We start from the raw sequence: 26,120 nt of genomic DNA on the forward strand, positions 1-26,120 counted from the left end.
GGGCGAAAATAAAACGAAAAAACCTTCTCTTCCGCGTACATGGCCGGGCATACGCCCGGTCCATGCCGAGAAGAGAAGGTTTTCTTTTGTCACAGCGACCATTCAAGATCCGCTGGCATGGGTCTGCACCACATGCTGCCTGCGGTAGGCGCCCGGCGTCATGCCGACGGCCTTCTTGAACGTCCGGTTGAAGGAGGTAATGTTGAGATAGCCAACACGCTGGCTGATCTCATTGACGGTCAAGTCCGTGCATGCCAGCAGTTCCTTTGCTTTGTTCATACGGATGCCAAGCAGATGGTCGCTGAAGTTAAGACCGGTCTTCTCCTTGATATAGACGGAGAGGTAGGCGCTCGACAGGTTCAGCTTGGCTGACAGATAGTCGAGAGACAGATCATCGGCATACTGGTTATGGATAATGTTCATGAACATGGCGATGAGCGGCTCTTCGCCAGTATCCTTTTTCTTGCGAATGAGGGCGCAGGAGGCTTCGACGAGCTGGCGGAATACCCCCTGGTAATCTGTTAAGCAATGGCATTCTGCCAATCTTGCGCTCCACTGCTTTAAGGATTGGACAGATGTTTTGTCAATCTGGGCCGTCTCCATATAACTTAGAATCTTGGAAGCGACCGAATCGGCGAAGAAACGGAATTGCGAGATGCCGGCCTCCTTGCGCTGCATGGCCTCGAGCGCCTGATCGATGATTTGCAAGGAACGGCTGTCGCTGCCGGATTGCAGCGCGTCAAGCAGTCCTTTTTCCTGAGACGGGCTTAGGTTGACAGTGTTTGGAAGGACCCGCTGCTTGGTTACCATCTGTGATTCCTCCAAGAGTTGTGCCTGTGCGGTCAGTCCTTTGACCTGGTGGTAGGCTTGATTGAATTCGGACGAGTGGCTCACTTGGGAACTGACGGCGATGGTGACAAGGAACAATTCCTTTTCCTCATTTAACATGTCCTTGATTTCCTGCAGCAGTTCCTCCAGGCGGGCGGCTTCCTCCCGTTTAAAGATGGATACGATCTCATTCTTTTCGATCTGGAACGTGTGGGATCCCGGATAGCGTTCTGCCGTGATCAGATGAATATGTTCCAGTATATGGCGGACCGCCTGATCGGTCTGGAGGGGGAGCTCATAAACCGGATTCATCCGGAAACGGATGTGATATAGAACCACGATGAAGCTTCCATCATCCGACAGGAAATCCTCCCACTCGCTAATATCGGTATTGATGCTCTTCAGCTGACTGATATAAGAGTAACTGGTTAGAACGGATTTATGCTTGTTCATGCGCTCCCGTATTTCTTCCTTCTCCCGGAACAGCTCTTGAATCCGGTTCTGGATCAGATCGTATTCGGTGATGCTTCCGGATTCCGGCATGGATGAACTGTTGGCTCTGTTCAGCACGGTTGTTAAAATCTGCTTCACCGGCTTGTGCAATCTGCGACTCAGGAAAAAGGAAGCGGCAAGGGCCACGCCAAGCGACAGGCAGAAGATGAGCAGCAAACCGCCGGTTAACCGGCTGAGCTGCGAAGAGACATGGCTGTAAGGCACAGCCGAGACATAGGTCAGTCCGTCGGACCCGGCTTCGGCAAAATAGTAGGTTCCCTCTTTGAGCACGGCCTTCTGTCCGGCTTCAAACGTCGGCAGCTGATCTTGGTTCATGGAGCCCAGCATATAGAGCACTTGGCCTTCGTCATTCAGAATGGCGAGTGCACGATCATCGGATTCGCCGAAGAAGGACTGAGCGGCCTTGTCGATATCGATAAGGGCAATGACCTCATAAGGACTGTCCGGCTGCTTGTAGACAAAAGGCATCAGTGTTTTCTCGGACAAATCGTTGTTGATTTGATAAGTTGCCGCAGGGAGAAGTTTGAAGGATTCCTGATGGCCCTCGTAGCTGCTCCAGAACGAATAAGGATACCTCGGGCTTGCATAGGAACGATTGAACATATAGGAAGCATCGCCGCTTCCGGATTTGCTCAGTACAAAATCAAACTCCCGGAGATAAATCAGGGTATCCTCCAGAAAGAACAACGGATTATAGATATCGCTCCGCATCTGCAGCATCACATCTCGAGCCTTCAAGTAATTGACTTCGTTTCCGGCCTGGTGGCGAAGCTGATTATTGAAGCCGATTAATTCGGATTGATTGTATATATCGAACATTAATACCTGCAATCTGCTGAATTGGTTGTTGAACCGCTCTGCCGTATCGTGAACCGCCTGCTGGCTGGTATCGATGATTTCTTTCTGCAGGCTGGTCTTAAAGAGTTGGAAAATGACCGTATAGAACAATCCGAATAACACGATGATGGCCAGAAAGCTCAGAAAAATTTTAAAGAATACACTGCGGCTTTTATGTCTGATCCAATTCACAGCCTTCCCCCCTTTATATTTTTCTGACGTCCAAGGTTTCACAACATTATATAGGACAAGTGTTAAGGATTGTGCCCGATTCATGTTAATCGTTCGTAAAAAATGGATAGTCAATATTTTAGATTTTAAGCAATGCTTTAGGAAATCGGTGTTTCTGCCCATTCATCCAATGAAAGGCGAGACATCATTAAAATGGTCAATACCCTTAATACGTTCGAGTCGTTTATGATGCAGTCGTGGACCTTGGGACACACGAAGACGCATAGACGAAAGAGGGGGGATTGCCGATTTTACAACGTCATCTAAACACCTTGGAAGCGCATTCAAACATTCGCAGGAAAAGTGCTTGGCGAAGATGGATGATGCAGGTTCGCAGAAACTGGCAGCTGTACGCTTTATTTGCACCAGTTCTGTTATACTTCATTGTATTTCATTATGTACCCATGTATGGCGTCCAGATTGCATTTAAGGATTTTATTGCGAACAAAGGGATCATGGATAGTCCATGGGTAGGCTTCAAGCATTTTGAACGCTTTTTTGACAGCTTTTATTTTTGGCGCATTATCAAAAACACGATGGGCATCGGGTTATATGAGCTGGCGGTCGGATTTCCGATTCCGATTATCCTGGCATTGATGATCAATGAAGCCAGATCGGGCCGGTTCCGCCGATTTGTACAAACCGTAACTTATGCACCCCATTTCTTATCTACGGTGGTCGTCGTCGGCATGATCATGATGTTCCTGTCGCCGGTCAGCGGCCTGGTCAATTCGATTATCACCTCCTTCGGCGGAGAGCCGATCGCCTTCATGACGGAGCCCTCCTGGTTCAAGAGCATCTACGTATGGTCCGGCGTATGGCAGGGTATGGGCTGGAGCTCTATTATCTACTTGGCGGCACTCGCCGGGATTGATCCGCAGCTGCATGAGGCGGCCAAGGTGGATGGAGCAGGCTGGTTCCGGCGAATATGGCATATCAATCTGCCGGGCATTGCTCCAACGATGACCATTCTGCTGATTCTGAACATCGGTTCCGTTCTGGGCGTCGGCTTCGAGAAGATCTTCCTGATGCAAAATTCACTCAATATGGAAGCGTCTGACGTCATTGCTACGAATGTATACCGGAGTGGTATACTGGGTGCCCAGTACAGCTTCTCGGCTGCGGTTGGCCTGTTTAACTCCGTTGTAAACTTCATCCTGCTGATTACCGTAAACCGGATCGCCCGAAAAGTCAGCGAGAACAGCCTATGGTAAGGAGGAATGATGCGTATGCCGCAAAGCCGAAGTGAACGAATAGCCGGAGTATTTATTTACATTATACTATCTTTTATCACGCTCCTTGTACTGTATCCTTTATTTTTTGTTCTTATTGCTTCCATTAGTGCACCAGAAACGGTCATGCGAGGGGAAGTATGGCTCTGGCCCAAGGAGCTGTCGTTTGTCGGATATGAGCGGTTGTTTGCCAATTCGGAGCTTGTGCGAGGATTTCTGAACACCTTGCTCTATACCACGACGGGAACGGCGCTGAATGTTCTGATGACCATTGCGGCAGCCTATCCGCTCTCCAGGGTTGATTTCAAGGGTCGACATGTATTTACACTCATCATTGTCTTTACTATGTTCTTCAGCGGTGGGATGATCCCCAATTACTTGCTGGTGAAGGAACTGGGAATGCTGGATACGATTTGGGCCATCATTATACCTTCGGCCGTATCCGTGTGGAACATTATCATCATGCGGACCTTCTTCCAGAGTTCCATTCCGAAGGAAATGCAAGAGGCAGCGTTCATTGATGGGGCGTCCAATATGCGGGTACTGCTGCGGATTGTGCTGCCGTTATCCGGACCGATATTGGCCGTGATGGTGCTGTTCTACGCCGTAGGTCACTGGAATTCGTATTTCAGCGCGCTGATCTACTTATCTGATCGTGCTAATTATCCGATGCAGCTGTTCCTGCGCGAGATTCTGGTACAGGGACAGATGCAGGAGATGGTGGATATCAGCGACGATTCACTGGCGCGAAGTCTGATGGACGCGGAAGCCATCAAATATGCGGCGGTCATTGTGACGAATCTGCCGATGCTGCTGCTGTACCCGTTCCTGCAAAAGTATTTTGTGAAGGGCGTTATGATTGGTGCAATTAAAGGTTGATTACGGATATTTCATGAGGAGGAATTGAATTTTATGGTGATGAGAAAATGGACTTCACTCACATTGGCAGCTGTACTGGCAGCCGGATTGCTGGCAGGCTGCGGTAGTAAAAGCGGGGAAAGTGCAACGGATAAAGGTGAGACGCCGCAAGCCAATTTTAACGAGACCGGCATGCCGATTGTGAACGAGCCCCTCGATCTGACGTTCTTCACGGGCAAGTCGCCATCAAACGGGAGCAAATTCGAGGAAACGCTCGTATGGAAAACCTATCAAGAGATGTCCAATGTGAATGTGACCTGGAACCTCATTCCATTCGATACCCTGACCGAGAAGCGGAATTTAGCGCTGGCAGGTGGAGATTATCCGGATGTATTCTACTCCGCAAGGGTCAGCTCCGCAGAGTTAACCCGTTATGGGGAGCAAGGAGTATTTATACCGCTGAATGATCTGATCGATAAATACGCACCGAATTTCAAAAAGCTGATGGAAGAGTACCCAGATATTCGAAAAGGGCTGACGATGCCGGACGGCAATATTTATTCCCTGCCATCTTTCTACGATCCTGCGCTGCTCTCCATGTTGATTGGTACACCGATTTGGATTAATCAGGAGTGGCTGGATCAGCTCGGGATGAAAGAGCCGCAGACGACAGAAGAATTCTATGCGTATTTGAAGGCGGTAAAAGAAACCGATCTAAACGGTAACGGAAAGCATGATGAGATTCCTTTCGCTTCAGCAGGCATTACCGGAATCATCGATCACTTGAAAGGATCTTGGGGACTTGGCACAAGCGGACTTGGCCATAAATTGGTGGACATAGATCCGGACACTGGGAAACTGCGCTTCACCAAAGCGTTGCCGGAGTATAAGGAAATGCTCCAGTTCGTAAACAAGCTGCACCAGGAAGGACTGCTCGATAAAGAGATCTTCACGATTGAGGGCGGCGCATTGAATGCCAAAGGGCAGGAGGGCCTGCTCGGTGCTACGATTGTGCCGAATCCGGAGATGGTGATGGGTCGCAAAGAATACATCGGCCTCGGGGCGCTTAAGGGACCGCATGGTGATCAGCTTTACTCCCACGTCAAAGTGCCGATGGTTCACGTAGGTGCATTTGCGATTACCGATAAGAACCCGAATCCGGAAGCAACGATCCGCTGGATGGATTACTTCTACGGGGATGAGGGCGCCCAGTTCTATTTCATGGGTAAAGAAGGCGAGACATTTACGAAGAACGCTGACGGTCAGCTGGAGTATGTGAAGGAGATTACGGAGAATCCAAATGGATTAACGCAGGATCAGGCGTTGGCCAAGTATTTCACTTGGCTGGGGGGCAGCTATCCTGGCTTTGTGCGGGAGAAATGGTTTAAAGCCTCGGAGACACGACCTAACGCCATGGCCGCAGCCGAAAAGGCAGAGCCGTATGCCGTGAAGGAGATTCTGTACAACTTTAACTTTACATTGGAGGAAACGGAGGTCATGACCTCGATTGGTAAAGATATCGAGGATTACGTTAAGGAAATGGAAGCGAAATTCGTGAACGGCTCGGCCTCGTTCAGCCAATGGGATGAGTATGTGAATACACTTAACAAGATGGGATTGGACCGATACATGGAGGTTTACCAGGCCGCTTATGAGCGCTACCAGGCGGAGTAAACGGAAACGATGACAATCGAAAGACGCGGTACGGGGCGGAACCCGTATCGCGTTTTTTGCTATTCCAAACAATTGGTGAAATATTCCAAAAGGGGTGATAAGATCATATTTAATGACAATTAGACGCCCTCACAAAAATGAGTACTCAAAATCCCACCTTGGCGGGAGTATATTCGTAAGTATCGATATCATGAGGGGAGGAGTCGCACATAGAGCGGAAGACGACTTTCAGGAATATTTCCAAGGGAATCGCGGCATGGTTATTTAAGCAGAGGCGCAGGCATAGCTCAAATAAAAAACTGGAATGGATAGTTGAGCGTTTGATTCAGGGTTCTCTGATCATGTGGGCCATCCTGTTCATACGTTGGTGTATATTGATAACGATTGCTACGATGAGGCATTTTGGAATCATTGATTAATGGCGATGAGTATGCGGGTACTCGTTCTGATAAGGAGAGTATCACAATAGATATGAAGGTAATTTCAAGCGGCAGTTAGCTCGGACACAGCTGCCGCTTGCAGAAGCCCGGCATGGATGTCGCGGCTTTTTTGCTGTTTAGCGTCCTTTTTACACAATCCGCCACCTTTATTGAGCATGCGTTAACATTTCTTCCTTACACTTGGAATTAAATAAGGATAGAAGAGGGGATATGGAGTTGAAGCATAAAAGCATGAAAGTAGTCTCGCTGTTGATGGCGGCGGAAATCACGATGGCCTCTTTATTTTCGGCAGGCACCGTGATGGCTGAAGAGGGACAGGAGATACTCCAGACGGCCAGCGCGGAAACAGCATCACAAGATGCAGCTATCGATATCGCTGCCGTTGATTTCGGCATTACCGATAAGATCTTTCCGGATGCGCATGCAGAAGAGGCATACACGGTGACCGTTGATGTGTATGGTGGACAAGCGCCCTATACCTTCTCGGCGACGGGTCTGCCGGCAGGCTTGGACATTACGCCCGATACAGGATTCATTACGGGTACGCCTGCTGCTGGTCAAGAGGGCGAATATACGGTTGAGGTAACGGTGCAGGATAGCGCACCCGTACCTGCGACCGCTCAGTCGCTTGTGAAATTGCAAGTATTGGGGAAACGCCCAGATCCGGTGGCTGACAAGCTGGCCATGAGGATGATCGGTCATTATTCGGTAGGTACCTCCAATAAGGATGGCGGCGTGGCGGAAATTGTAAAATACAACAAAGATAATGGAAAGCTCTATCTAGTCAATGGTTCAACCCAGCCGGCAAGTCTCGATATCGTGTCTCTTGGCGCTGACGGCAGCTTGCTGAAGGACAAGCAGATTAATGTGGAAGACTTGGCAAGCAAGGACGGTTTTCTGTATGGGGACCTGACCAGCGTGGATATCAACACCAAGACGAAGCAGGTTGTGGTCGCTGTACAGGAGCAGGATCATACGAAAGCCGGCAAGGTCCTGGTGCTCGACTATGACGGCGGTTTGATCGGATCTTTTGAAACCGGCATCCAGCCGGACATGGTCAAGTATACGTCCGATGGCCGTTATATCCTGACGGCGGATGAAGGCGAGCCACGTACGGAGACCGCTCCTGATCCGGAAGGAAGCATTACGATTATCGACACCTTATCAGGCGAAGCAAGTCATCTGAAATTTGATGACCCGTCGATCATTGACGATCAGGTGCATATTCGCGGACCTGTGGAAGCGGACGGGCAAATTCGCAGCACCGGAACCAAAGCTGAAGCGATTCGTGATCTGGAACCCGAGTACATCTCGTTGTCCGAGGATGAGCTCACGGCTTATGTCGCCTTGCAGGAGAATAATGCAATCGCCGTGGTCGATATCGACGCGAAGCGTATCCAATCGGTCAAAGGGCTCGGGTATAAAGATTTCAATCAACCAGAGAACCAACTCGACCTCCTGAAGGATGGACAAATCAAGTTTGAGAACGTTCCTTTTTACGGCATGTATATGCCGGACGGAATTGCGACCTACAGCGTGAACGGACAGCAGTATATCCTGTCTGCGAACGAAGGGGATGCTACCGGCTGGGATGACCGAAGCAATGAAAGCAACATTGGCAAAATGAAGCCTAGTCTGGATCCGTTATCTCCGGCAGCTCAATTTTTGGCTGACAAGGGAACCACCTATGACAAGGTTGAAGTTGCCAGCGATATGGGCACTGAAGGGCTATATCTGTATGGAGGTCGTTCATTCTCCATCTGGAATGCAGCCGACATGTCCCAGGTGTACGACAGCGGCAGTGATTTTGAGAAGATTACGGCCGAGCGCTTGCCGAATCATTTCAATGCCAGCAATGATAAAACCGATCTGGACAGCCGCAGCGCCAAGAAAGGACCTGAGCCGGAATATGTTGCCGTGGGTAAGGTCGGACAGAAAACGCTGGCTTTTGTCGGACTTGAGCGCATTGGCGGGGTTATGACGTATGATGTCACGAATCCATCCGATCCTGCGTTTCTGAACTATATCAACACACGGGATTTTAACGGCGGGATAGAGTCGGATTCCGGCCCGGAGGGACTGGACTTTATTCCGGCCGCGGACAGCAAGACAGGACGGCCGCTGCTGCTGGTCGCTAATGAGGTCAGTGGAACGGTGGCCCTGCTGGAGCTCCAGGTAACCAAGATTACGGTGGACAAGACATCGCTTAAGCTGAGTCCAGGCGGCACACCGGAACTATTGCAGGCGAGCGTGGAGCCGATCCAAGGCGGTTCAACCGAGCTGGCTTGGAGTTCCTCCAACGAAATGGTGGCTGCGGTAGACCAGAATGGCCTGGTCACGCCGATCTCCGCAGGGGAAGCGGTGATTACCGTCCTGAGCAAGGATGGCTACGGATCAGCGGTAGTGCCGGTTAAGGTAACGGACGGTTCAGTGGATGGAGAACCGTGGAAGTTAACGGTGATGCATACCAACGATACCCATGCGCATCTGGCGGAAGTGGCCAGACGGGCTACGCTGGTTCAGGAGGTCCGCAGCGAAGGCGGGAACAGCCTGCTGCTGGATGCAGGGGATGTATTCTCCGGCGATCTGTATTTCACCAAATGGTTTGGGCTGGCGGATCTGGCCTTCATGAACTATATGGGTTATGACGCGATGACGTTCGGTAACCACGAATTCGATCAAGGCACCAAGACGCTTGCAGATTTCGTGAGTAAGGCGCAATTCCCGCTTGTCAGCGCGAATGTGGATCTTAGTCAGGATGCTAACATCTCGCACCTGATTCGTAAGCCGGCGGTGATCGATACCGATCAGCCAAAGACGACGGCAAATAACGGGGTATATCCATATGTAACATTGCTTGTTGACGGCCAAAGGGTCGGGGTATTCGGCCTAACGACCGAGGATACGGCCGAGACGTCCAGCCCGGGGAAAGACGTAGTCTTCCGCGATGCGGTGACTTCGGCCCAGGCAACGGTTGAAGCGATGGAGAAGGACGGGCTTGATAAGATCATCGCCTTGTCTCACCTGGGTTACGCTAAAGATCAGGCGCTGGCCGAGGCCGTCGAAGGCATCGACCTCATTGTCGGAGGCCATACCCATACAACGCTCAATGCACCGGAAGTGGTGACGGACAATCAACACGGTACACCAACCGTCATCGTGCAGGCGAATGAATGGGGCAAGTTCCTCGGCCGGGTAGACCTGCAGTTTGACAAAAACGGCGTTGTTCTCGTTGGCGACGGCGAACTCGACGGCAAGCTGATTCCGGTAGACAGTACGGTCCAGGAAGACACGCAGGCCAAGGATATGCTGGCTCCTTACAAAGCGGAATTGGAAGAACTGATGAAGCAGGTTATCGGTACTGCAGGCGTCGTACTTGATGGCAAACGCGAGAATGTCCGCTCCAAGGAGACGAATCTCGGTAATCTGATTGCGGATGGCATGCTGGCTAAAGCTAAAGAGCTTAAGAATGCTGATATTGCCCTCACCAATGGTGGAGGTATTCGCGCCGCGATCGATGAGGGCGAAATCACGATGGGCGAGCTGAGAACAGTGATGCCATTCGGGAATACGCTGTTTGTCATGGATGTCACGGGACAGCAGCTGAAAGACGGATTGGAAAACGGAATAAGCGGTGCCAAACTGGCGGATCTGCCAGGGAAGTTCCCGCAAATCGCCGGGATGAAATTCAAATGGGATCCTAGCGCTCCGGCAGGCGATAAAGTGTTCGACGTACAGATCATGAAGGACGGAAGCTACAAACCTCTGGTATTGACCGAGACGTACCGGATGGCAACGAACAGCTTTGTAGCCAAGGGCGGGGATGGATATAAATCCTTTGCCGATGCGATTGCCGAAGGAAAATACAACGAGGATCTGGGTTACCCGGATTATGAAATTTTTATGGAATATGTGAACAAGCTGGGCGGTAAGGTTACGCCTAAGGTCGAGGGGAGAATTACGGAGCAGAAGAAACCGGCGAATCCGGGCGACGGCTCTTCTCCTGGATCTGGATCAGGCGGGTCGGGAGGCGGTTCCGTAACACCGCCGGTATCACAGCCTAATCCTCCTTCCTCTGGCAAAAACACATCATTGCCAAACGTAATGGCAGGCAAGGATCTGAATATAACTGATGCAGGCGGAGCAGTGGACCGCATTACGGTGAAGGAAGAGGCGTGGAAGAAGGCAGTTGCCGGATTGTCTGCGAACGGGCAGCAGGAACTCATTATTCGGGCTCCGGAGTTGAACCGTGCAGCCGAGTTATCCCTTTCGGCAGCAGGTCTGAAGCTCGCCATGGAACGGAATTCGAATGTGACCCTGGTGCTGGAGACCGCACTTGGAGCCTTCCGTCTTCCAGTGACGGCTCTACATTTGGATGAGGTTCTGAAGCCGGCTCAAGGCTCTGGCAGCATCCAAGTGAAGGTATCCGTGGCTCCGGCAGCCAGCAAGGTAACGGATGCTATGATAAGCAAGGCAGCTTCCATGGGTGCCTCGATGGCTGCGAACGGAGCGCTTCAGTTTGACGTAGCGGTTGGAGCACCAGGCGCAGAGCAAGAACGGAAGGATTTCGGGAAGCGCGTAATCAGCCGCATCCTGCCGCTGCCGGCAGGGACAGCTTCGAATTCGGTCACTGCTGTAATTTTTGACGCAGATGCGGGAAGCTTCCGATTTGTACCGGCCACAGCGACGACGTGGAATGGTAAACCGGCCATCGAAGTGAAGCATGCCGGAAACGGCATTTACGCACTGCTGCAGTATAAGAAAAGCTTTGCCGATCTAAACGGCCACTGGGCGAAAGCGGAAATCGAATCCATGGCTTCCAAGCTGCTCGTGAACGGAGTTAACGCTAACTCGTACGCGCCGGGCAAAGTAATCACGAGAGCAGAGTTTACGGCAATGCTGGTCCGCGCGATGGGACTTAGTCCGGTCATCGAGAGCAGAGCATTCAAGGATGTTCAGGATGCCTCCGCGTATGCTGGCGAGATCGGCGCAGCGTTGCGTTACGGCTTGATCGAGGGCGGCACTGGCGGTGCCTTCTTGCCCAATGCCAGCATGACTCGAGCGGAAATGGCCGTAATGATCACCAGGGCCATGGAGGCGGTGAATCCGACAGACCTGCCGAACCAGAGTGCGAATGCCAGTATTGAATTCAAAGATCAGGCATCCATCCCTGCTTGGGCGGCTGCCCATATTGCCAGTCTTACGGAGCAAGGCATCCTGCGGGGTGACAACCATGGTCATTTCGGTGCACTCGATTCGGTTACCCGTGCGCAAGCGGCACTTGTTCTGAAACGTACTTTGGCAGCATTGAACTTTATGAACTAAGCGAAGCAGGAATCCATTAGAAATTATAAGACCGTCCTTAAGGTTGCTGAAACCTTAAGGACATTTTTTTTATAACAATGTAAATTGCGAGCGGTTAAAGAGAAGTGCGCTGGTATCCGATAATATCCGTAAGTGTTAGATTAACGATGGGATAAGGATGTGGGTTCATGCGCATTGCGTCTGCATATACATACTGGAGTCAGGTGAAACGGATGGACGCCGAATCAGCCCAAGGCGGATTTGAACAGCTGCTCCAGAAGAGCAAGGAGGAAGAAGAGAATAAGGGAAAGCTGGTAACCGTAAGGGAAAACGGTTATTTGCGTCAGTATATGGTTCAACCGGATGGGAGCAAAATGCTGTTAAGCGAGACGAAGCAGTACGAGAGTGAATCCGCCGGCAGTTCAACAGATCTATCGATGTCGTTGCCTCAAACAGGCGGAATGAGTCATAATACCAAGGACGCTCTCGATCTGTTATGTCTTCAGGCTGGTGCGGTCGGTACCCGTTCCAGCTACAAGATATTCGATATTACCTAAAATGAATAAATACCAAAAAATCATACTGGTAACAAATCGATACTTGCTGTATAATTCTCAGTAAGTCTTGGTTGAACGTGAGATTTTTCATTGTATTCAAGTCTAATTTCACTTATTTTGAAAATAGATGTATTTACATGAAAGAATTCATGTTATAATTTCAATATATCAACTAAGCTCATAGGAATTATCGGTTAATTAGTGAGTGTGAATGCATTACAAAATAAAACATGAATATGGATCTTCGGGGTAAGGTGAAATTCCTAACCGGCGGTGATGCTTCGTTCCGGCGTGAACGAAACTCAGCCCGCGACTCGCTGCGTTCTGGTGTGAATCTGATCGCAGCGACTGACTTGGTGCAATTCCAAGGCCGACGGTAAAGTCCGGATGGGAGAAGATCAAAGATGAGTTTGCCGTGGATGCGAAATTTTCCATTCGGGCGCAGGCTTATTTGATCAGCCCCCGTTTACGTCGACATATGTCGATGACGGGGGCTTTCTGCTAGTAAGACCTCCGTATTCAAGACAGGAGAGGGCAAGATGAGTAATATTAATACTGGAGTCAAGGTGAAACCCTATGGTTCCGACACACAGGCAAGTCGACGTTTTAAGGGAGGGTTCTGGCTCGTCGTTTTGGGAGCCGCCCTGTGGGGCGTAGACCCCTTATTCCGGGTCATTCTGCTTAAGAATCTGACTTCGGCACAGATCGTTTTGCTTGAACATATCATTATTTCCCTGATTGCAATTCCTGTATTGTGGAAGAACCGGGAGGAACTAAAAGGCCTTGGCTGGAATCATGTAGGTGCTCTGCTGTTTATATCCTGGGGCGGCTCGGCATTGGCTACCGTATTGTTCACGATGGGGCTATCGAGCGGCAATCTGAATGCCGTCCTGCTGCTTCAGAAGCTGCAGCCGCTGTTTGCCATCATTCTGGCCAGCCTGCTTCTGAAAGAGAAGCTTCCGCGCCATTTCGGGATACTGCTCACCATCGCGTTGGCGGGCACGTATTTACTGACCTTCGGTTTAACCTTGCCGATTGGCCATTGGAATGAGTTTATTCAAGTTGGCAGTCTCTTGTCCTTAGGCGCAGCAGCGCTGTGGGGCGGTTCAACCGTCATGGGGCGCCTGATGGTAGGCAAACTGAAATACGAGACGGTAACCTCGCTGCGCTTCGTGCTTGCCCTGCCGCTCCTGACCGTCATCACGTGGAGCGAGGGTGCAGCATGGAATATGCCGGCCTGGAATACCGGGGCCTTTGCCTTGGTATCGCTGAACCTGATCGGTCAGGCATTACTGCCGGGTCTCCTGAGCTTGCTGGTTTATTATAAAGGATTAACCACGACCAAAGCCTCCGTGGCAACACTCGCGGAATTGAGTTTTCCCATGGTGGGCGTGCTCATCAACTGGATCGTATTCCAGCAGATCGTGACAGGTCCTCAGCTTCTGGGATTCCTGCTGATCTGGGTCGTACTGTTTATTATTTCCAGACAGCAATCCGAAGCTTCCCCGCAATTGCAATAAAATCATACGTTTGTAGAAAAAGCCGATCCGGATGGGGTCGGCTTTTTTGCCGTTACACAAAACTGTTCCAGTAAGTTTGCCTGGCGAAAGGATCATTTTTTTGAAAGATGTGTAGGGTTTCCGGAATTAAAGGTGTCTTATATAGTAGCACCGGATCTATGGCTTGGTTCAACCAAAAGAGATGGATATAAAGGGGGGAGGATCCATGGAGGATCGGACATTGTTGGACGGGCTTGCGCAGAAAGATCCGCAATGTTTTGAAACATTGGTTGACCGCTATTCACGCTACATAGCCGCGGTGGTCGCTAAAGTGGCCGGTGGACGGTTTAATTCCTACGATGTGGAGGAAATCACCGGGGACGTGCTGGTCAAGCTGTGGACAGACGGGCCCAAAATCATGCTGCGCGGAGATAGCCTCAAGCCTTATCTGGCCATAGCCGCGCGTAATCATACCTTGAATGTTTTGCGAAAAAGACAGCGGGTCATTGAATCCGAATTGGAAGATGATGCGGTTTCTTGTCCTTCTGCAGAGGCATTGGCTATTCTGCGGCAGGAGAAGGAAGCGATTAGCGGCATGGTCCAGGATATGGGGGAACCGGATCGCGAAATCTTCATCCGCAGGTACTTCTATTTGGAGAAAGTCCGAGATATTGCAAGCAGGCTGAATATGCAGGAGAAAGCCGTCACGGCCCGGATCCGCCGGGCAAAGGACAAACTGCGCATTCATTATGAAACCGAGAATCCGTAGGATTTCTATAAGGACCGTGTCTATAGGAGTGAAGCTTCGAATCGATAGCGAAAGGGGATGGATGCAAGTGAAGCGGCGAATTGTAGATATCATGGCCAATATCGACAATCAGGAGCTGGAGAATCTTCTCCTTACGGAGGAAGAGGAACGCGAGTTGACACAGCAAATCAGTATGGAACGCATCAAGAATCGAGCGATGAACCGTATTCAAGAGGAGGAAACGATGATGTTTAAAAACAGGAAAGTGAAAAAATATAAAGCCAGTATCGTTATCGCTGCCGCGATGATTATGATACTTAGCACGACCGCATTTGCGAGCCAATACATGGATAGCTTGAAGCAGTTCTTCGGTCAATCCGCGTCCATTGCGGAAGACGAACGATCACCTATACAAGGGACAGATACCGCGTCCGGGGTAACCATGAATGTGGAAGAAGGGGTTTATGTCGGCAACAGCGGTTATTTGGTGGTCAGCTTCATGAAAGAGGATGGCACGCCATTCCCCGAGGGTGTTTCGATCCCCCTACTTGAACTGAAAACGGAACATGATGTGAGTTATATGGTGGGGCAGCAGCTTCTTGAGGATAACAAAAAGCTTGTCGGCGTATTTGAGATGGATGCGATGAATGACCTCGACGGGCTTAAGGCACGGATCACAGCCGATCGAATCACGTCAGCGGACAACACCCAAGCCGTTGAAGGCCCTTGGGATGTTCAATTCACCATTTCTCCCGGGAAGCAGAGAGAGCAGAGTCTGAATCTGGCGATCGATGAGGGTGAGGAGGCACTGTCTCTCAGTACTATTAGTGTCTCTTCCATCGGTGTAGCTATCGAAGGCAAGCGTACCGATGGTGAGCTGGATAAACTGCCGGAGTATACGCCGGAGGTTAAGGTTATCGCCGCTGACGGATCAGAACTGATGCTTCATGCCAGTTCGACAAGTACCACAAAGAGCGGGTTTCAGTGGCTGTATAATTTGGACAGCAAGAACAACCTCGTTTTTCTGGGGGATGTGGACATCAAAAGCATCAGCATTGACGGCAACGTGACGAAGCTGAAGTAAATATAGATATATAGGTGGCAGGAGGAATCTCAAGGGGCAGAAGTGATGACTTCTGCCCTTTTACTTGATCAACACCTCAGCAGGAATGGAATCCGAAAGCCGTAAGCGCATCAGGCCATAGCCTAAATACGCTTACGGTTTTTTTGAGGCTTCGGACCGAAATATGATTCATGAGAAAAAAATGTATTGAAATTGGAGAAAACGTCCATTAAAATGAAACTAACTACCATACTAGTTATACTAGTATGGTGAAACGCGACTCTCAACATAGGTGGAAGAGGCAGCTGGGTCACTTTGTCGGTATAACGTTCAAGATACGGAAGTCTATTGGTAAAACCAATATTGTAAGCGCTTAATATTGAAGGGGGGATCAATATATGGGAGGATATTACCTGCCGTAACGCTGCAACCTGCTTATAGCCACAATAATTGAAAGCGATTTCTTCGTGAGTACTGAATGGAGCTGGATCATGAAACACGGCCATATTCCATGACGAAAGAGGTATGAGAAGAGGCCATACGGATTGGAGTGAATTACGTCGATGGAGCCAAAAGTTGCGCATCATTCCTTGCTAGCCGTGAAAGCGGCCAAGAAGCCATCCAAACTTAAAACCGTCGCTGCCCTGGTCCGGAAGGATTGGCAGCTGTATTCCCTATTGATTTTGCCGGTCATGTACCTGCTCATTTTTAAATATGGACCGATGATTGGCAACGTGATCGCTTTCAGGCGATTTATGCCCGGAGGAAGCATCTATGGGGAGAAATGGGTAGGACTGCACTATTTCAACATGTTTATCCATGACCCGGCGTTCTGGAACGTATTCAAGAATACCCTGCTGCTCGGTGCGCTATCCCTGCTCTTTACGTTTCCGGTACCCATCATCTTTGCGCTGCTGCTGAATGAGGTGAAGAGCAGGCGATTCAAGAAATTCGTTCAGACGGCTTCTTATCTCCCGCACTTTCTGTCCATCGTCATCGTTGCCGGGATGATCCTGCAATTGACGTCGGTCAACGGCTCCGTTAACTCGCTCGTGGAGTTCTTTAACGGGGAACGAATCAATTTCATGCAGCGGGCCGAGTGGTTCCGGGCGATCTATATCTCGTCGGAAATCTGGCAGGGCATGGGCTGGGGCGCGATCCTGTATCTGGCCGCATTAACGACGATTGATGAATCGCTGTACGAGGCGGCAAGGATCGACGGGGCCAACCGCTGGAAGCAAACGCTGTTTGTCACGATTCCGGGCATCCTGCCGACGATTGTGACGCTGCTGATCCTGAACATGGGGGCATTCCTGGCGGTAGGGTTCGAGAAAATATTGCTGCTGTACAATCCGGTTATATATGAGACGGCCGATGTGATATCGACGTACCTGTATCGGGTTGGTCTCGTATCGAACAACTTCAGTTATGCCACGGCCATTGGACTGTTCGAATCCATAATCGGACTTATATTGGTATTCTCCGTGAATGCGATCTCGCGAAGACTAACGGATCGAAGCTTATGGTAAGGAGGGAGCGGTTATGAAGGAGTCAAGATCCTATAAGGTGTTCAAAGTGTGCAATGCCATCATTCTGCTGTTCGTTGTCTTCATCACGCTGTATCCCTTCCTGAACGTGGTCGCTCAATCCTTCAGCGGCGAGTCGTACATCAATTCAGGGAAGGTGAACCTGATTCCGAGGGGCTTCAATCTCGATACTTACAAAACCGTCACCAAAGACGCCATGTTCTGGACGAATTACAAAAACACCGTCGTGTACAGCGTGGTCGGCACCGCGATATCGATGTTCTTAACGACGATTTTTGCTTACGCCCTGTCCAAGAAAAGGCTGGTAGGACGCAAGTTCCTGACGATGTTTGCCGTGTTCACGATGTTCTTCAACGGGGGGCTGATCCCGAACTATGTGCTCATTAACAGCCTGGGCTTCAGCAACTCGATCTGGGCCATCGTAATCCCGGGAGCCATCAGCATATATAACATGCTCATCATGAAATCCTTTTTTGAAAATATGCCGGATGAGCTGGAGGAAGCCGCGGCCATTGACGGCTTGAACACGTATGGCATGCTGTTCCGAATCGTGCTTCCTTTAAGCAAAGCGGTCATCGCGACCATGGTTCTCTTCTATGCCGTCGGGCACTGGAACTCCTGGTTTCCGGCTTTCCTGTACCTGGATCAGAAGGAGCTCTTCCCGGTTACGATCTATTTGCGCAACATGATAGCGGGCGCAACGGGCGTGACCTCCGCCGGTGCTACCTCGGCCGATAACCTGACACAGATATCCGCCAATATCAAATCGGTGACCATGGTGCTGACCATTTTGCCGATATTGACGATTTATCCGTTCGTGCAACGTTATTTCGTAACCGGCATCATGCTGGGCTCCGTAAAGCAATAGGACCATCCGTAAGGACATTTTATTGATATCATGGGGGGAATGAGAAAGTGAAAAAGAGTCATCGATCGTTTGCCGGCAAAGCTTTATTGCTATCGTTAATCGTTGCGATCTTGGCGGCGTGTACCGACAAGACAGGCGGCAAAGAGGCCGAAATCCAGGATAAGGGCGCGATGGAAACCTACGCCGTAGGCGATACGTTCAAGGCGACGGAGCCATTCGATCTGTCCATCCTCTACAGCGACCAGCCGGCGTATCCTTACAAGCAGGACTGGATGCTTTTTGCTAAAATAAAAGAAATGACGAACGTGACCTTGAAGCCGACGATCGTGCCGATGAGCGATTACAGCCAAAAGCGCAGTCTGCTGATCAGCTCCGGCGATGCGCCGCTGGTCATTCCGAAGACTTACCCTGGGGAGGAATCCGCGTTCGTGGCTTCCGGTGCGATTCTTCCGATCAGCGATTACATTGACCTGATGCCGAATTTCAAGGACAAGATCGAGAAATGGGACATGGAAAGCGAACTGGAAGGGCTTCGCCAGGAGGACAAAAAATATTATGTGCTCCCGGGCCTCCATGAAGCGGTGTGGCCGGACTATACGCTGATCGTGCGCACGGATATTTTCGAAAAGCATAACATCGCAATTCCGACCACCTGGGATGAGCTGTATACGGCCATGAAGCAGTTGAAGCAGGAGTACCCGGACGTTACGCCGTTCTCCGACCGCTTCAAATTCAACAGTACGCTGAACATCGCGGCTACGGGCTTCGGCACCAAAGGCGGATGGGGCTACGGCAGCGGACTTACGTATAAGGAAGATACGGATGAATTTGTGTACACGGCGGCAACGGATGAATATAAGGACATGTTGGCCTACTTCCATAAGCTGGTGGATGAAGGACTGCTGGACAAAGAGAGCTTTACCCAGGATGACGATCAGGCCGTGCAAAAGTTCGTGACCGGCAAATCCTTCATCATTAACGGCAACTCCCAGACCGTGGTCCAGCATCGCAATGATATGGACAAAACGCTGGGCGAAGGCAAGTATGCGATCAGCAAAATCACGGTTCCCGGCGGCCCGGCAGGCCAGCTGATGTCCGGCAGCCGACTCGAGAACGGGGTGATGATCACTTCCAAAGTGAAAGAGAGCGAGCATTTTAAAGCCATCCTGCAGTTTATCGACTGGCTCTATTACAGCGACGAGGGACAGGAATTTACGAAGTGGGGCGTCGAAGGCGTAACGTATACCAAGGAAGGCGGCGTACGCAAGCTGATGGACGACATTAACTACAACGGATTGAATCCGAAGGGCACGAAGGATCTGCGGATCGAGCACGGCTTCTCGGGCGGCGTGTTTGCGTACGGCGGCACGACCGAGCTGCTTCAATCCATGTTCAGCGAGGAAGAGCAGCAGTTCCAGAAGAGCATGAGCGAAACAAAAACCGTCGTGAAGCCGGAGCCGCCGATTCCGTACTCGGTCGAAGAACGCGAGCGAGTGACGCTTTTGAGCACGCCGCTGAAGGACTACACGGATCAGAACACGCTGAAGTTCATTCTGGGCGATCGCGATCTTGCCGAGTACGACAAGTTCGTGAAGGAGCTGGATAGCCAGGGCGTAGGACAATACCTGGAGATTGCGAATAAGACTTATAAAAAATATAAAGAGCAACAATAACCAACGGATCGACAGGCTGCCGTTTTTTTATGGAAAGGCAGCCTGTTTGGAAGTTCGGACGGTCGCGATGTTCCATCCTGCACTGTTGACGACAAGGAGGTTGTTCTAAATTGAGTGTGACCGTTCAAGACGTAATCAACCGATTAACCGAACCAGCGGGACGCCTTGAATCCACGGTGGACGGGGTTGTAGCCGGAAGCGCGGATGCCATCGTTCACGGCATCGCCGTCACGTTCGCCGCCTCGTTTTCGGTTTTGCAGAGAGCCGTACAGGCGGGAGCTAACCTTGTGATCACCCATGAGGGGATCTTTTACAGCCACCATGAGGATGGAGTGGATGGGATGCAGGCGAGTTCTGTCCACCAGGATAAAATAGATCTGATCCAATCCGGCAATCTGGCGATTTACCGGTTTCATGATGCGCCTCACAGGTATGTTCCCGATATGATCACACAGGGATTGGTTCAGGCACTGGACTGGGAGCCCTATATCGATACGTACCTTCCTACAGCTGCCCTAGTCACACTGCCCGGAGAACTGACAGTTCAGGAGATTGCAGAAGATATAAAAAGAAAACTGAATCTTCCGTATCTTCGTTATGTGGGGAATCGAAGCGGAATATGCTCCAGAATCGGCATAACCGTCGGCTACCGTGGCGGCGGCGCGCATGCCATTCCTCTCTGCGTGAATGAGCGGCTGGATCTGCTTATCGCCGGCGAAGGCCCGGAATGGGAGACACCCGAATATATCGGCGATGCAGTGGCTCAAGGCCGGAACCCGTCCATGCTTCTGCTTGGTCATGCCGCCAGCGAGGAGCCCGGTATGGCCTGTGCGGCCAAGCTGCTCCGGGAGCTTTTTCCGCAGATTCCCGTACATTATATACCGCCCGTGCCCTTGATTCAGGTAATATAGAGGGAGAAATAACTTCAAGCGGTATCGGAAGAGCCATCCGCATAGAAAGCGATGCGATCAGCCGAATCTTATAACGTAAGCAAAAAGAACACTTGAGCATAAGAGAAAGAGGTAACGACATATGTCAACAGAGCAAAAGATTAAAGGCTCTACCAGGGAGTATTCCTATCAGCTGCTGAAAGACCGGATATTCCATCTGGAGCTGGAGCCGGGTACGAAAATCTCGGAAAAGGAAATTGCGGATGAATTGAACGTCAGCCGAACGCCGGTCCGGGAAGCGTTCATGAAGCTTGCCGAGGAGGAACTGCTCGACATTATTCCGCAAAGCGGGACAATCGTATCCCGTATTAATCTCAAGCATGTTGAGGAAGGCCGGTTTATTAGGGAGAAGATCGAGAAGGAAATCGTGGCGCTCGCCTGCGAATTTTTCCCCGAAGAGTTCCGTTTCCGTCTGGAAACCAATATTGCGCTTCAGGACATATGCGCGGGAAACCATAATTTCTATAAGCTGTTTGAGCTGGACGAGGAGTTCCATCAAATTCTGTTTGAGGGTACGGGCAAAGAACGGACCTGGAAGATGCTGCAGCAACTGAACATTCATTTCAACCGCTTGCGGCTGCTTCGCCTGTCGAAGGACTCCAACTGGGAGAATATTATCTCGCAGCATAAGGAAATGTATCAACTGATCGTTAATAAACAAGCGGAGCAGGCCATGAACGTAATGGAGCGCCATCTGCGTCTTGTCGTTGTGGAGCAGGATATTTTACGCGAGAAGTATCCGCATTATTTTATTTAACAAGCTTTATTAAAAATAATGACCCGCAGGAGAGTCACTTGGGATCAAGTGACCAGCCTTGCGGGCCATTTTTTTCATTAGATCGATCTGCGGATAACACCGTCAAGAATTTGAGCCACATGAGATGGTCCTTGCTCCAGATCCTGTTGATCCAGGGTAACCCAGGAGTGCTGTTCATCCATATCAAGGGATCGCTGGAGCCAGCCCGATACCCCTCTGCCTCTGCGGTCGACTTCGACCAGGACGGAAATCCCTTCCTGCTCCGGATACAGAATCAATTCAAGCTCTTTGATATGGCCGGCATAAGAGGAGCCAGGATAAAATTCAATTTCTTGCACAAAAGGAACGCCCTGGCCTAATCTCGGGTGATATTCACATGTGGCCATTTTGAAGCTGAAGCCAAGTTCTTCCACGGCGTCAAAAACAACGGATGCGCCTTCGTCCGGTTCAACGTCGATAAAATCACGGTCCTTCGGATCGATGGCATTGTCGATATCAAGGCCGGTATGGATCCATACCGGCTGCCGCGAAATGGTGAGCGGCGTTTCCAGCGGCAGGGCAAAAGAGAATGGTATTTCCTGTTGATCGCCAGGCTTTAACGTGAGGCGGCTGGAGACATTGATTTTGGCAAGGGTATAGGATTCTATGTACTTCTTGTCGTCGCTTTCCCTGGTGTATTCCGTCATCACTTTCAAGTAAATACGGTCGACCGTCTGCTCTACGTTTCCTCCTTTAATGTGAATGACGCCGCGTACTTCTTCACCTGGATAATAGGAGGATTTTTCGAGATGCGTATCGATCTGGGCTGCTCCAATTCCTACACTGGCTAGCATTTTGTTAAAAAACGACATAAAAGATACCTCCATAAGAGAATGTATGATAATGGAATTATACGCTGGAAGATTGCCTCTGGTTTCCGAATTGCAAAAATATTTTTTTGCAGTTTACGTAGTGAAGATATTGACTCCCTGGAAGCTGAAGAATAGCCATGAAATCAGGAAAAAGAGTACAGCCCGTTAGCATTCGCAGGTTCGGCATGGTATATTGGACACGATACCATTAAGGATGGAGCATTCAAGGCATGAGCGAACAACAACGTTCCGGACAAGGAACCAAAAATAACAAATCAACGGCATACGGAAAGAAGCCGGGTGATAAGGCGGCTGCGAACCAAACAGGGGCCAAGCCGGCTTTTAAGCGCGAACATAGGAAGAACAAGGATTCGTTATCGGCTTCATCGTATTCGAAGGCGAAACCGTCCGATAAATATAAGCAAGGAGTACGCGGGCCACGGCCTTCATCCGGACGTGAGCACGCAGATGAGCTGCAAGCAGGCGACATTATTGTCGTTACGATCAAACGGCTTGGCATTAACGGCGAAGGGGTCGGTTATTACCGCCGCAAGGCGGTGTTTATTGACGGAGCGATCACGAACGAAGTTGTCAAAGCCGAGGTGAAAGAGGTCCAGCCTAAATTTATCAAGGCACAGCTGGTAGAAGTGGAGAAGCGATCGCCTTACCGGATAGAACCTCCTTGTCCGGTATTCGGCATCTGCGGCGGCTGCCAAATTCAGCATATCTCCTATGAGGGACAACTGCAGGCTAAGACGGATATTGTGCGTGAGGCGTTCAGCCGGTATGCAGGACGGGACGATGTGAAGTTTAAGCCGATCCTCGGCATGGAGCACCCATGGAATTACCGGAACAAAGCGCAGCTGCAGCTGAAACGGAAGGGCCACGAAGTGATCGCAGGGCTCTATGAAGCGGACAGCCATACGATTGTGGACATTAGCGGCTGCCCGATTCAGCATCCGAAGGTGAATGAAGCGGTGGAGAAGGTCAAATCCGTCCTCGAAGAGTTGCGGATTCCGCTGCACAAGGAGAATGGAAACAAGGACGGCGTTCGGACGATTGTGGTTCGTCACGGCTTCCAATCCGGGGAGCTTCAGGTGACGCTGGTGACGGCCGGAAGCAAGCTGCCAAGGCAGGATGATCTCGTTCGCATGCTGCGCCTTACCATTCCGGAGGTGAGCGGGATTTCACTCAATATTAACCCCAAGAAAACCTCACTCATCTTCGGAGACCGGACAATCTCGCTGTGGGGAGCCGAGAGCATGCAGGAATCGCTGAGTGACCTGCAATTCTCGCTGTCGCCCAGAGCGTTCTTCCAGCTGAATCCGCAGCAGACGGTCAAGCTGTATGAGTCGGTCCGGGGGGCAGCCGGATTGACGGGGAAGGAAACCGTCATCGACGCCTACTGCGGAACGGGCACGATCGGCCTGTGGCTTGCGCCTTATGCCCAGGAGGTGCGCGGGATCGAGACGATCCCCGAAGCCGTCGAGGATGCCAAGGCCAATGCGCAGCGAAACGGACGGGCTAATGCGAGCTTTCACGTCGGTCAGGCAGAGGAACTGCTGCCGCGCTGGGTCAAGGAGGGTATGAAGCCGGACGTCATCATTGCCGACCCGCCGCGTACCGGCCTGGACTCGCGCTTCCTGGAGACGGTGCTCCGCACCAAGCCGAAGCGGTTTGTATACGTATCCTGCAATCCCTCGACCTTGGCGAAAGATTGCAAGGTGCTGCTTGACGGCGGTTATGAGCTCGATTGGGTGCAGCCGGTCGACATGTTCCCGCAGACAAGCCATGTGGAGGCGGTAACGCTGTTGATCAGGAAAGACAATTAAAGCGGAGATATTGCAAAGAGGGGCGAAAGAGCCCCTCTTTTTTCATTGTTATAGCAGGACACTTGAGACATCACATTACAAGATTATGGAACAAGACCGTTTGTAGTGAATATTGACCAATTCCAGTCCGCTTCGGTCGACAACACTCATTTTCTATGATATGGTAGCAAGTAATTAGGCATTTCGTTCCCTTGGGACGAGGTGCCTTCTCGCATATTTATAGCCGTTTTACATTAAATGTCTATCTGGAGGTGATGCAATGGTGCTCCTGATTTCCCCGCTACGGGGGGAGAAATCCGTAGTTCATTATGGACGATCGATGGAGAGTGCACCCAAATAACGATAATCTGAGGAGTGTTGTTGAGATGAGAGTAAATTTACGAGCAGAAACGCGCGCCGCGATGAACAAAACTGGACTTAAGCAGCTTCGTCTTTCGGGACGAATTCCGGCGGTTGTATTTGGCACAGGGGAAAACAATATGATGATTCAACTGTCCACCAAAGAATTCGGCAAATGGGCAAGGAACGGCAAGGGAGGAATCCTTGAGCTCCATTTTGACGATCGGGAGCCGCTTGCGGTTTTGCTGGAGTCCGTTCAGCGTGATCCAATTACTCGTGAATACATTCATGTCGACTTTTTGCGCATCAATATAAATGAAGTTGTTCGGACGAGAGTAAATCTCGATTACATCGGCGCCGCCAAGGGAGCCAAACTTGGAGGCGTCGTCCAAATTCAAAGCACGTTCATCGAGATTGAGTCTTTCCCTGACCGTATTCCTGCCATCATTCCAGTTGATATCAGCGAACTGGATATCGGGAATTCCTTACACGTCGGGGATCTTAAACTGCCCGACGGGGTCGTGCTGATCTCTTCGGCAAACGAACTGCTCGTGTCGGTGGTGACACCGAAAGTCCAGTCGGAGCAACCGGAGGCTATGTAATTTCTGCTGCCGGCGATTACTTCCCGATACTCCATCGGGAAGCGATCGCCGGTTTTTTGCGTAAAATTTGATCAGAATCCGGAACTTTCCATCAAGTGAGACTAGGCTTGTCCGTCATTATTATTGTACACTCAAGTCATGTGAACTGCGGTCTGTCGCTTATTCGGCAGCTGCATACTAAGCCAATGAAGGAAGTGTCGAACCATGAATGCAGAATCCGTTATGGCGGAGCTTGAAGCGCTAGGCAAGGAACGGCTCAAGAAAATGTATCTGTCCAATGGGGCGCGTGAACCGCTCTTTGGCGTGGCGACAGGTGCCATGAAGCCGATGGCCAAGAAAATTAAAATCAATCAGCAACTGGCTGAGCAGCTTTATGCCACCGGGAACTACGACGCCATGTACTTTGCCGGCATCATTGCAGACCCTAAAGCGATGACGGCAGCGGATTATAATCGCTGGATGGATGCGGCCTATTTTTATATGCTGTCCGATTATGTGGTTGCCGTAACGTTGGCAGAGGCAGATATTGCGCAAGACATTGCCGATCAATGGATCGCAAGCGGCGAAGAGCTCAGAATGTCGGCGGGGTGGAGCTGTTACTGCTGGCTGCTCGGCAGCAGACCGGATCGTGAGTTCCCGGAGAGCAAAATCTCGGCCATGCTCGAACTGGTGGAAAAGACCATTCACGAGTCTCCGGACCGAACGAAATCCGCAATGAATAATTTCATGTACACTGCAGCCATCTCCTATTTGCCGCTTCATGATAAGGCGGTTGAGACCGCAAAGGCCGTAGGACCGGTAGAAATGAAGCGGGACAATAAGAGCAAGTTCCTGAACGCTTCCGAAAATATTAGGAAAGAAGTCGAGAGAGGGAAACTAGGTTTTAAACGCAAGTATGTGAGATGTTAAACCATGTT

At 50.6% G+C, this 26,120-nt stretch carries 18 protein-coding genes and 1 riboswitch; of the genes, 16 read left to right on the forward strand and 2 right to left on the reverse strand.

The features are described from left to right. Positions 1-102 precede the first annotated feature (102 nt). On the reverse strand, positions 103-2,370 hold the full coding sequence (locus tag MKX98_RS07130) for an AraC family transcriptional regulator (RefSeq protein ID WP_339222303.1): 2,268 nt from the start codon (positions 2,368-2,370) through the stop codon (positions 103-105). Between the two features lie 362 nt (positions 2,371-2,732). Between MKX98_RS07130 and MKX98_RS07135 the strand changes: the two genes are divergently transcribed. From MKX98_RS07135 to MKX98_RS07195, 13 genes are all read left to right on the forward strand, one after another. After that, positions 2,733-3,623, forward strand: coding sequence for an ABC transporter permease subunit (locus tag MKX98_RS07135; protein ID WP_233355163.1), 891 nt, complete (start codon positions 2,733-2,735; stop codon positions 3,621-3,623). Between the two features lie 15 nt (positions 3,624-3,638). After that, positions 3,639-4,520, forward strand: a complete 882-nt coding sequence (locus tag MKX98_RS07140) for a carbohydrate ABC transporter permease (RefSeq protein WP_071221163.1) — start codon at positions 3,639-3,641, stop codon at positions 4,518-4,520. 33 nt (positions 4,521-4,553) lie between these two features. Next, on the forward strand, positions 4,554-6,173 hold the full coding sequence (locus MKX98_RS07145) for an extracellular solute-binding protein (RefSeq protein WP_194541325.1): 1,620 nt from the start codon (positions 4,554-4,556) through the stop codon (positions 6,171-6,173). Between the two features lie 650 nt (positions 6,174-6,823). Further along, on the forward strand, positions 6,824-11,938 hold the full coding sequence (locus tag MKX98_RS07150) for a choice-of-anchor I family protein (protein WP_339222305.1): 5,115 nt from the start codon (positions 6,824-6,826) through the stop codon (positions 11,936-11,938). 167 nt (positions 11,939-12,105) lie between these two features. Further along, positions 12,106-12,474, forward strand: a complete 369-nt coding sequence (locus tag MKX98_RS07155; protein ID WP_339222307.1) for a hypothetical protein — start codon at positions 12,106-12,108, stop codon at positions 12,472-12,474. A gap of 236 nt (positions 12,475-12,710) precedes the next feature. After that, positions 12,711-12,877: riboswitch (FMN riboswitch) on the forward strand. A 136-nt stretch (positions 12,878-13,013) separates the two neighbouring features. Continuing rightward, on the forward strand, positions 13,014-13,994 hold the full coding sequence (locus MKX98_RS07160) for a DMT family transporter (protein WP_220686265.1): 981 nt from the start codon (positions 13,014-13,016) through the stop codon (positions 13,992-13,994). Positions 13,995-14,199: 205 nt separating this feature from the next. Continuing rightward, positions 14,200-14,742, forward strand: coding sequence for a sigma-70 family RNA polymerase sigma factor (locus MKX98_RS07165; RefSeq protein WP_220686264.1), 543 nt, complete (start codon positions 14,200-14,202; stop codon positions 14,740-14,742). Between the two features lie 61 nt (positions 14,743-14,803). Beyond that, on the forward strand, positions 14,804-15,805 hold the full coding sequence (locus MKX98_RS07170; RefSeq protein WP_220687500.1) for a hypothetical protein: 1,002 nt from the start codon (positions 14,804-14,806) through the stop codon (positions 15,803-15,805). A gap of 542 nt (positions 15,806-16,347) precedes the next feature. After that, positions 16,348-17,313, forward strand: coding sequence for an ABC transporter permease subunit (locus MKX98_RS07175; protein ID WP_339222311.1), 966 nt, complete (start codon positions 16,348-16,350; stop codon positions 17,311-17,313). A gap of 13 nt (positions 17,314-17,326) precedes the next feature. Further along, positions 17,327-18,199: a carbohydrate ABC transporter permease gene (locus tag MKX98_RS07180; protein ID WP_339222313.1), complete on the forward strand. Its 873-nt coding sequence runs from the start codon at positions 17,327-17,329 to the stop codon at positions 18,197-18,199. 47 nt (positions 18,200-18,246) lie between these two features. Next, positions 18,247-19,872, forward strand: coding sequence for an extracellular solute-binding protein (locus MKX98_RS07185; RefSeq protein ID WP_339222315.1), 1,626 nt, complete (start codon positions 18,247-18,249; stop codon positions 19,870-19,872). Positions 19,873-19,982: 110 nt separating this feature from the next. Then, entirely contained in the window at positions 19,983-20,783 is an 801-nt protein-coding gene (locus MKX98_RS07190; protein ID WP_339222317.1) for a Nif3-like dinuclear metal center hexameric protein, read from the forward strand. A 121-nt stretch (positions 20,784-20,904) separates the two neighbouring features. Continuing rightward, positions 20,905-21,579: a GntR family transcriptional regulator gene (locus tag MKX98_RS07195; RefSeq protein WP_194541333.1), complete on the forward strand. Its 675-nt coding sequence runs from the start codon at positions 20,905-20,907 to the stop codon at positions 21,577-21,579. A gap of 77 nt (positions 21,580-21,656) precedes the next feature. On the opposite strand, the gene MKX98_RS07200 is transcribed toward MKX98_RS07195, so the two are convergent. After that, entirely contained in the window at positions 21,657-22,430 is a 774-nt protein-coding gene (locus tag MKX98_RS07200) for a sporulation protein (RefSeq protein ID WP_071223634.1), read from the reverse strand. Positions 22,431-22,660: 230 nt separating this feature from the next. Here MKX98_RS07200 and rlmD point away from each other — a divergent pair, with 230 nt between their 5' ends. From rlmD to MKX98_RS07215, 3 genes are all read left to right on the forward strand, one after another. Beyond that, on the forward strand, positions 22,661-24,262 hold the full coding sequence (gene rlmD / locus MKX98_RS07205; protein ID WP_339222321.1) for a 23S rRNA (uracil(1939)-C(5))-methyltransferase RlmD: 1,602 nt from the start codon (positions 22,661-22,663) through the stop codon (positions 24,260-24,262). 365 nt (positions 24,263-24,627) lie between these two features. Beyond that, positions 24,628-25,203 carry a 50S ribosomal protein L25 gene (locus tag MKX98_RS07210; protein WP_220686259.1) on the forward strand — a complete coding sequence of 192 codons (576 nt, stop codon included), beginning with the start codon at positions 24,628-24,630 and terminating at the stop codon, positions 25,201-25,203. A 204-nt stretch (positions 25,204-25,407) separates the two neighbouring features. Next, entirely contained in the window at positions 25,408-26,112 is a 705-nt protein-coding gene (locus MKX98_RS07215) for a DNA alkylation repair protein (protein WP_339222323.1), read from the forward strand. Positions 26,113-26,120: the final 8 nt, after the last annotated feature.

Origin of the sequence: Paenibacillus sp. FSL W7-1332, from assembly GCF_037969785.1 — a bacterium.
In the GTDB taxonomy this organism is placed as follows: Bacteria; Bacillota; Bacilli; order Paenibacillales; family Paenibacillaceae; genus Paenibacillus_AQ.

What these genes read in the sequence shown, in the direction of transcription:
- MKX98_RS07135 (WP_233355163.1), top strand. Translation starts at nt 2,733, where the DNA reads ATGCAGGTTCGCAGAAACTGGCAGCTGTACGCTTTATTTGCACCAGTT.
- MKX98_RS07140 (WP_071221163.1), top strand. Translation starts at nt 3,639, where the DNA reads ATGCCGCAAAGCCGAAGTGAACGAATAGCCGGAGTATTTATTTACATT.
- MKX98_RS07145 (WP_194541325.1), top strand. Translation starts at nt 4,554, where the DNA reads ATGGTGATGAGAAAATGGACTTCACTCACATTGGCAGCTGTACTGGCA.
- MKX98_RS07150 (WP_339222305.1), top strand. Translation starts at nt 6,824, where the DNA reads ATGGAGTTGAAGCATAAAAGCATGAAAGTAGTCTCGCTGTTGATGGCG.
- MKX98_RS07155 (WP_339222307.1), top strand. Translation starts at nt 12,106, where the DNA reads ATGCGCATTGCGTCTGCATATACATACTGGAGTCAGGTGAAACGGATG.
- MKX98_RS07160 (WP_220686265.1), top strand. Translation starts at nt 13,014, where the DNA reads ATGAGTAATATTAATACTGGAGTCAAGGTGAAACCCTATGGTTCCGAC.
- MKX98_RS07165 (WP_220686264.1), top strand. Translation starts at nt 14,200, where the DNA reads ATGGAGGATCGGACATTGTTGGACGGGCTTGCGCAGAAAGATCCGCAA.
- MKX98_RS07170 (WP_220687500.1), top strand. Translation starts at nt 14,804, where the DNA reads ATGCAAGTGAAGCGGCGAATTGTAGATATCATGGCCAATATCGACAAT.
- MKX98_RS07175 (WP_339222311.1), top strand. Translation starts at nt 16,348, where the DNA reads ATGGAGCCAAAAGTTGCGCATCATTCCTTGCTAGCCGTGAAAGCGGCC.
- MKX98_RS07180 (WP_339222313.1), top strand. Translation starts at nt 17,327, where the DNA reads ATGAAGGAGTCAAGATCCTATAAGGTGTTCAAAGTGTGCAATGCCATC.
- MKX98_RS07195 (WP_194541333.1), top strand. Translation starts at nt 20,905, where the DNA reads ATGTCAACAGAGCAAAAGATTAAAGGCTCTACCAGGGAGTATTCCTAT.
- MKX98_RS07200 (WP_071223634.1), bottom strand. Translation starts at nt 22,430, where the DNA reads ATGTCGTTTTTTAACAAAATGCTAGCCAGTGTAGGAATTGGAGCAGCC.
- rlmD (WP_339222321.1), top strand. Translation starts at nt 22,661, where the DNA reads ATGAGCGAACAACAACGTTCCGGACAAGGAACCAAAAATAACAAATCA.
- MKX98_RS07210 (WP_220686259.1), top strand. Translation starts at nt 24,628, where the DNA reads ATGAGAGTAAATTTACGAGCAGAAACGCGCGCCGCGATGAACAAAACT.
- MKX98_RS07215 (WP_339222323.1), top strand. Translation starts at nt 25,408, where the DNA reads ATGAATGCAGAATCCGTTATGGCGGAGCTTGAAGCGCTAGGCAAGGAA.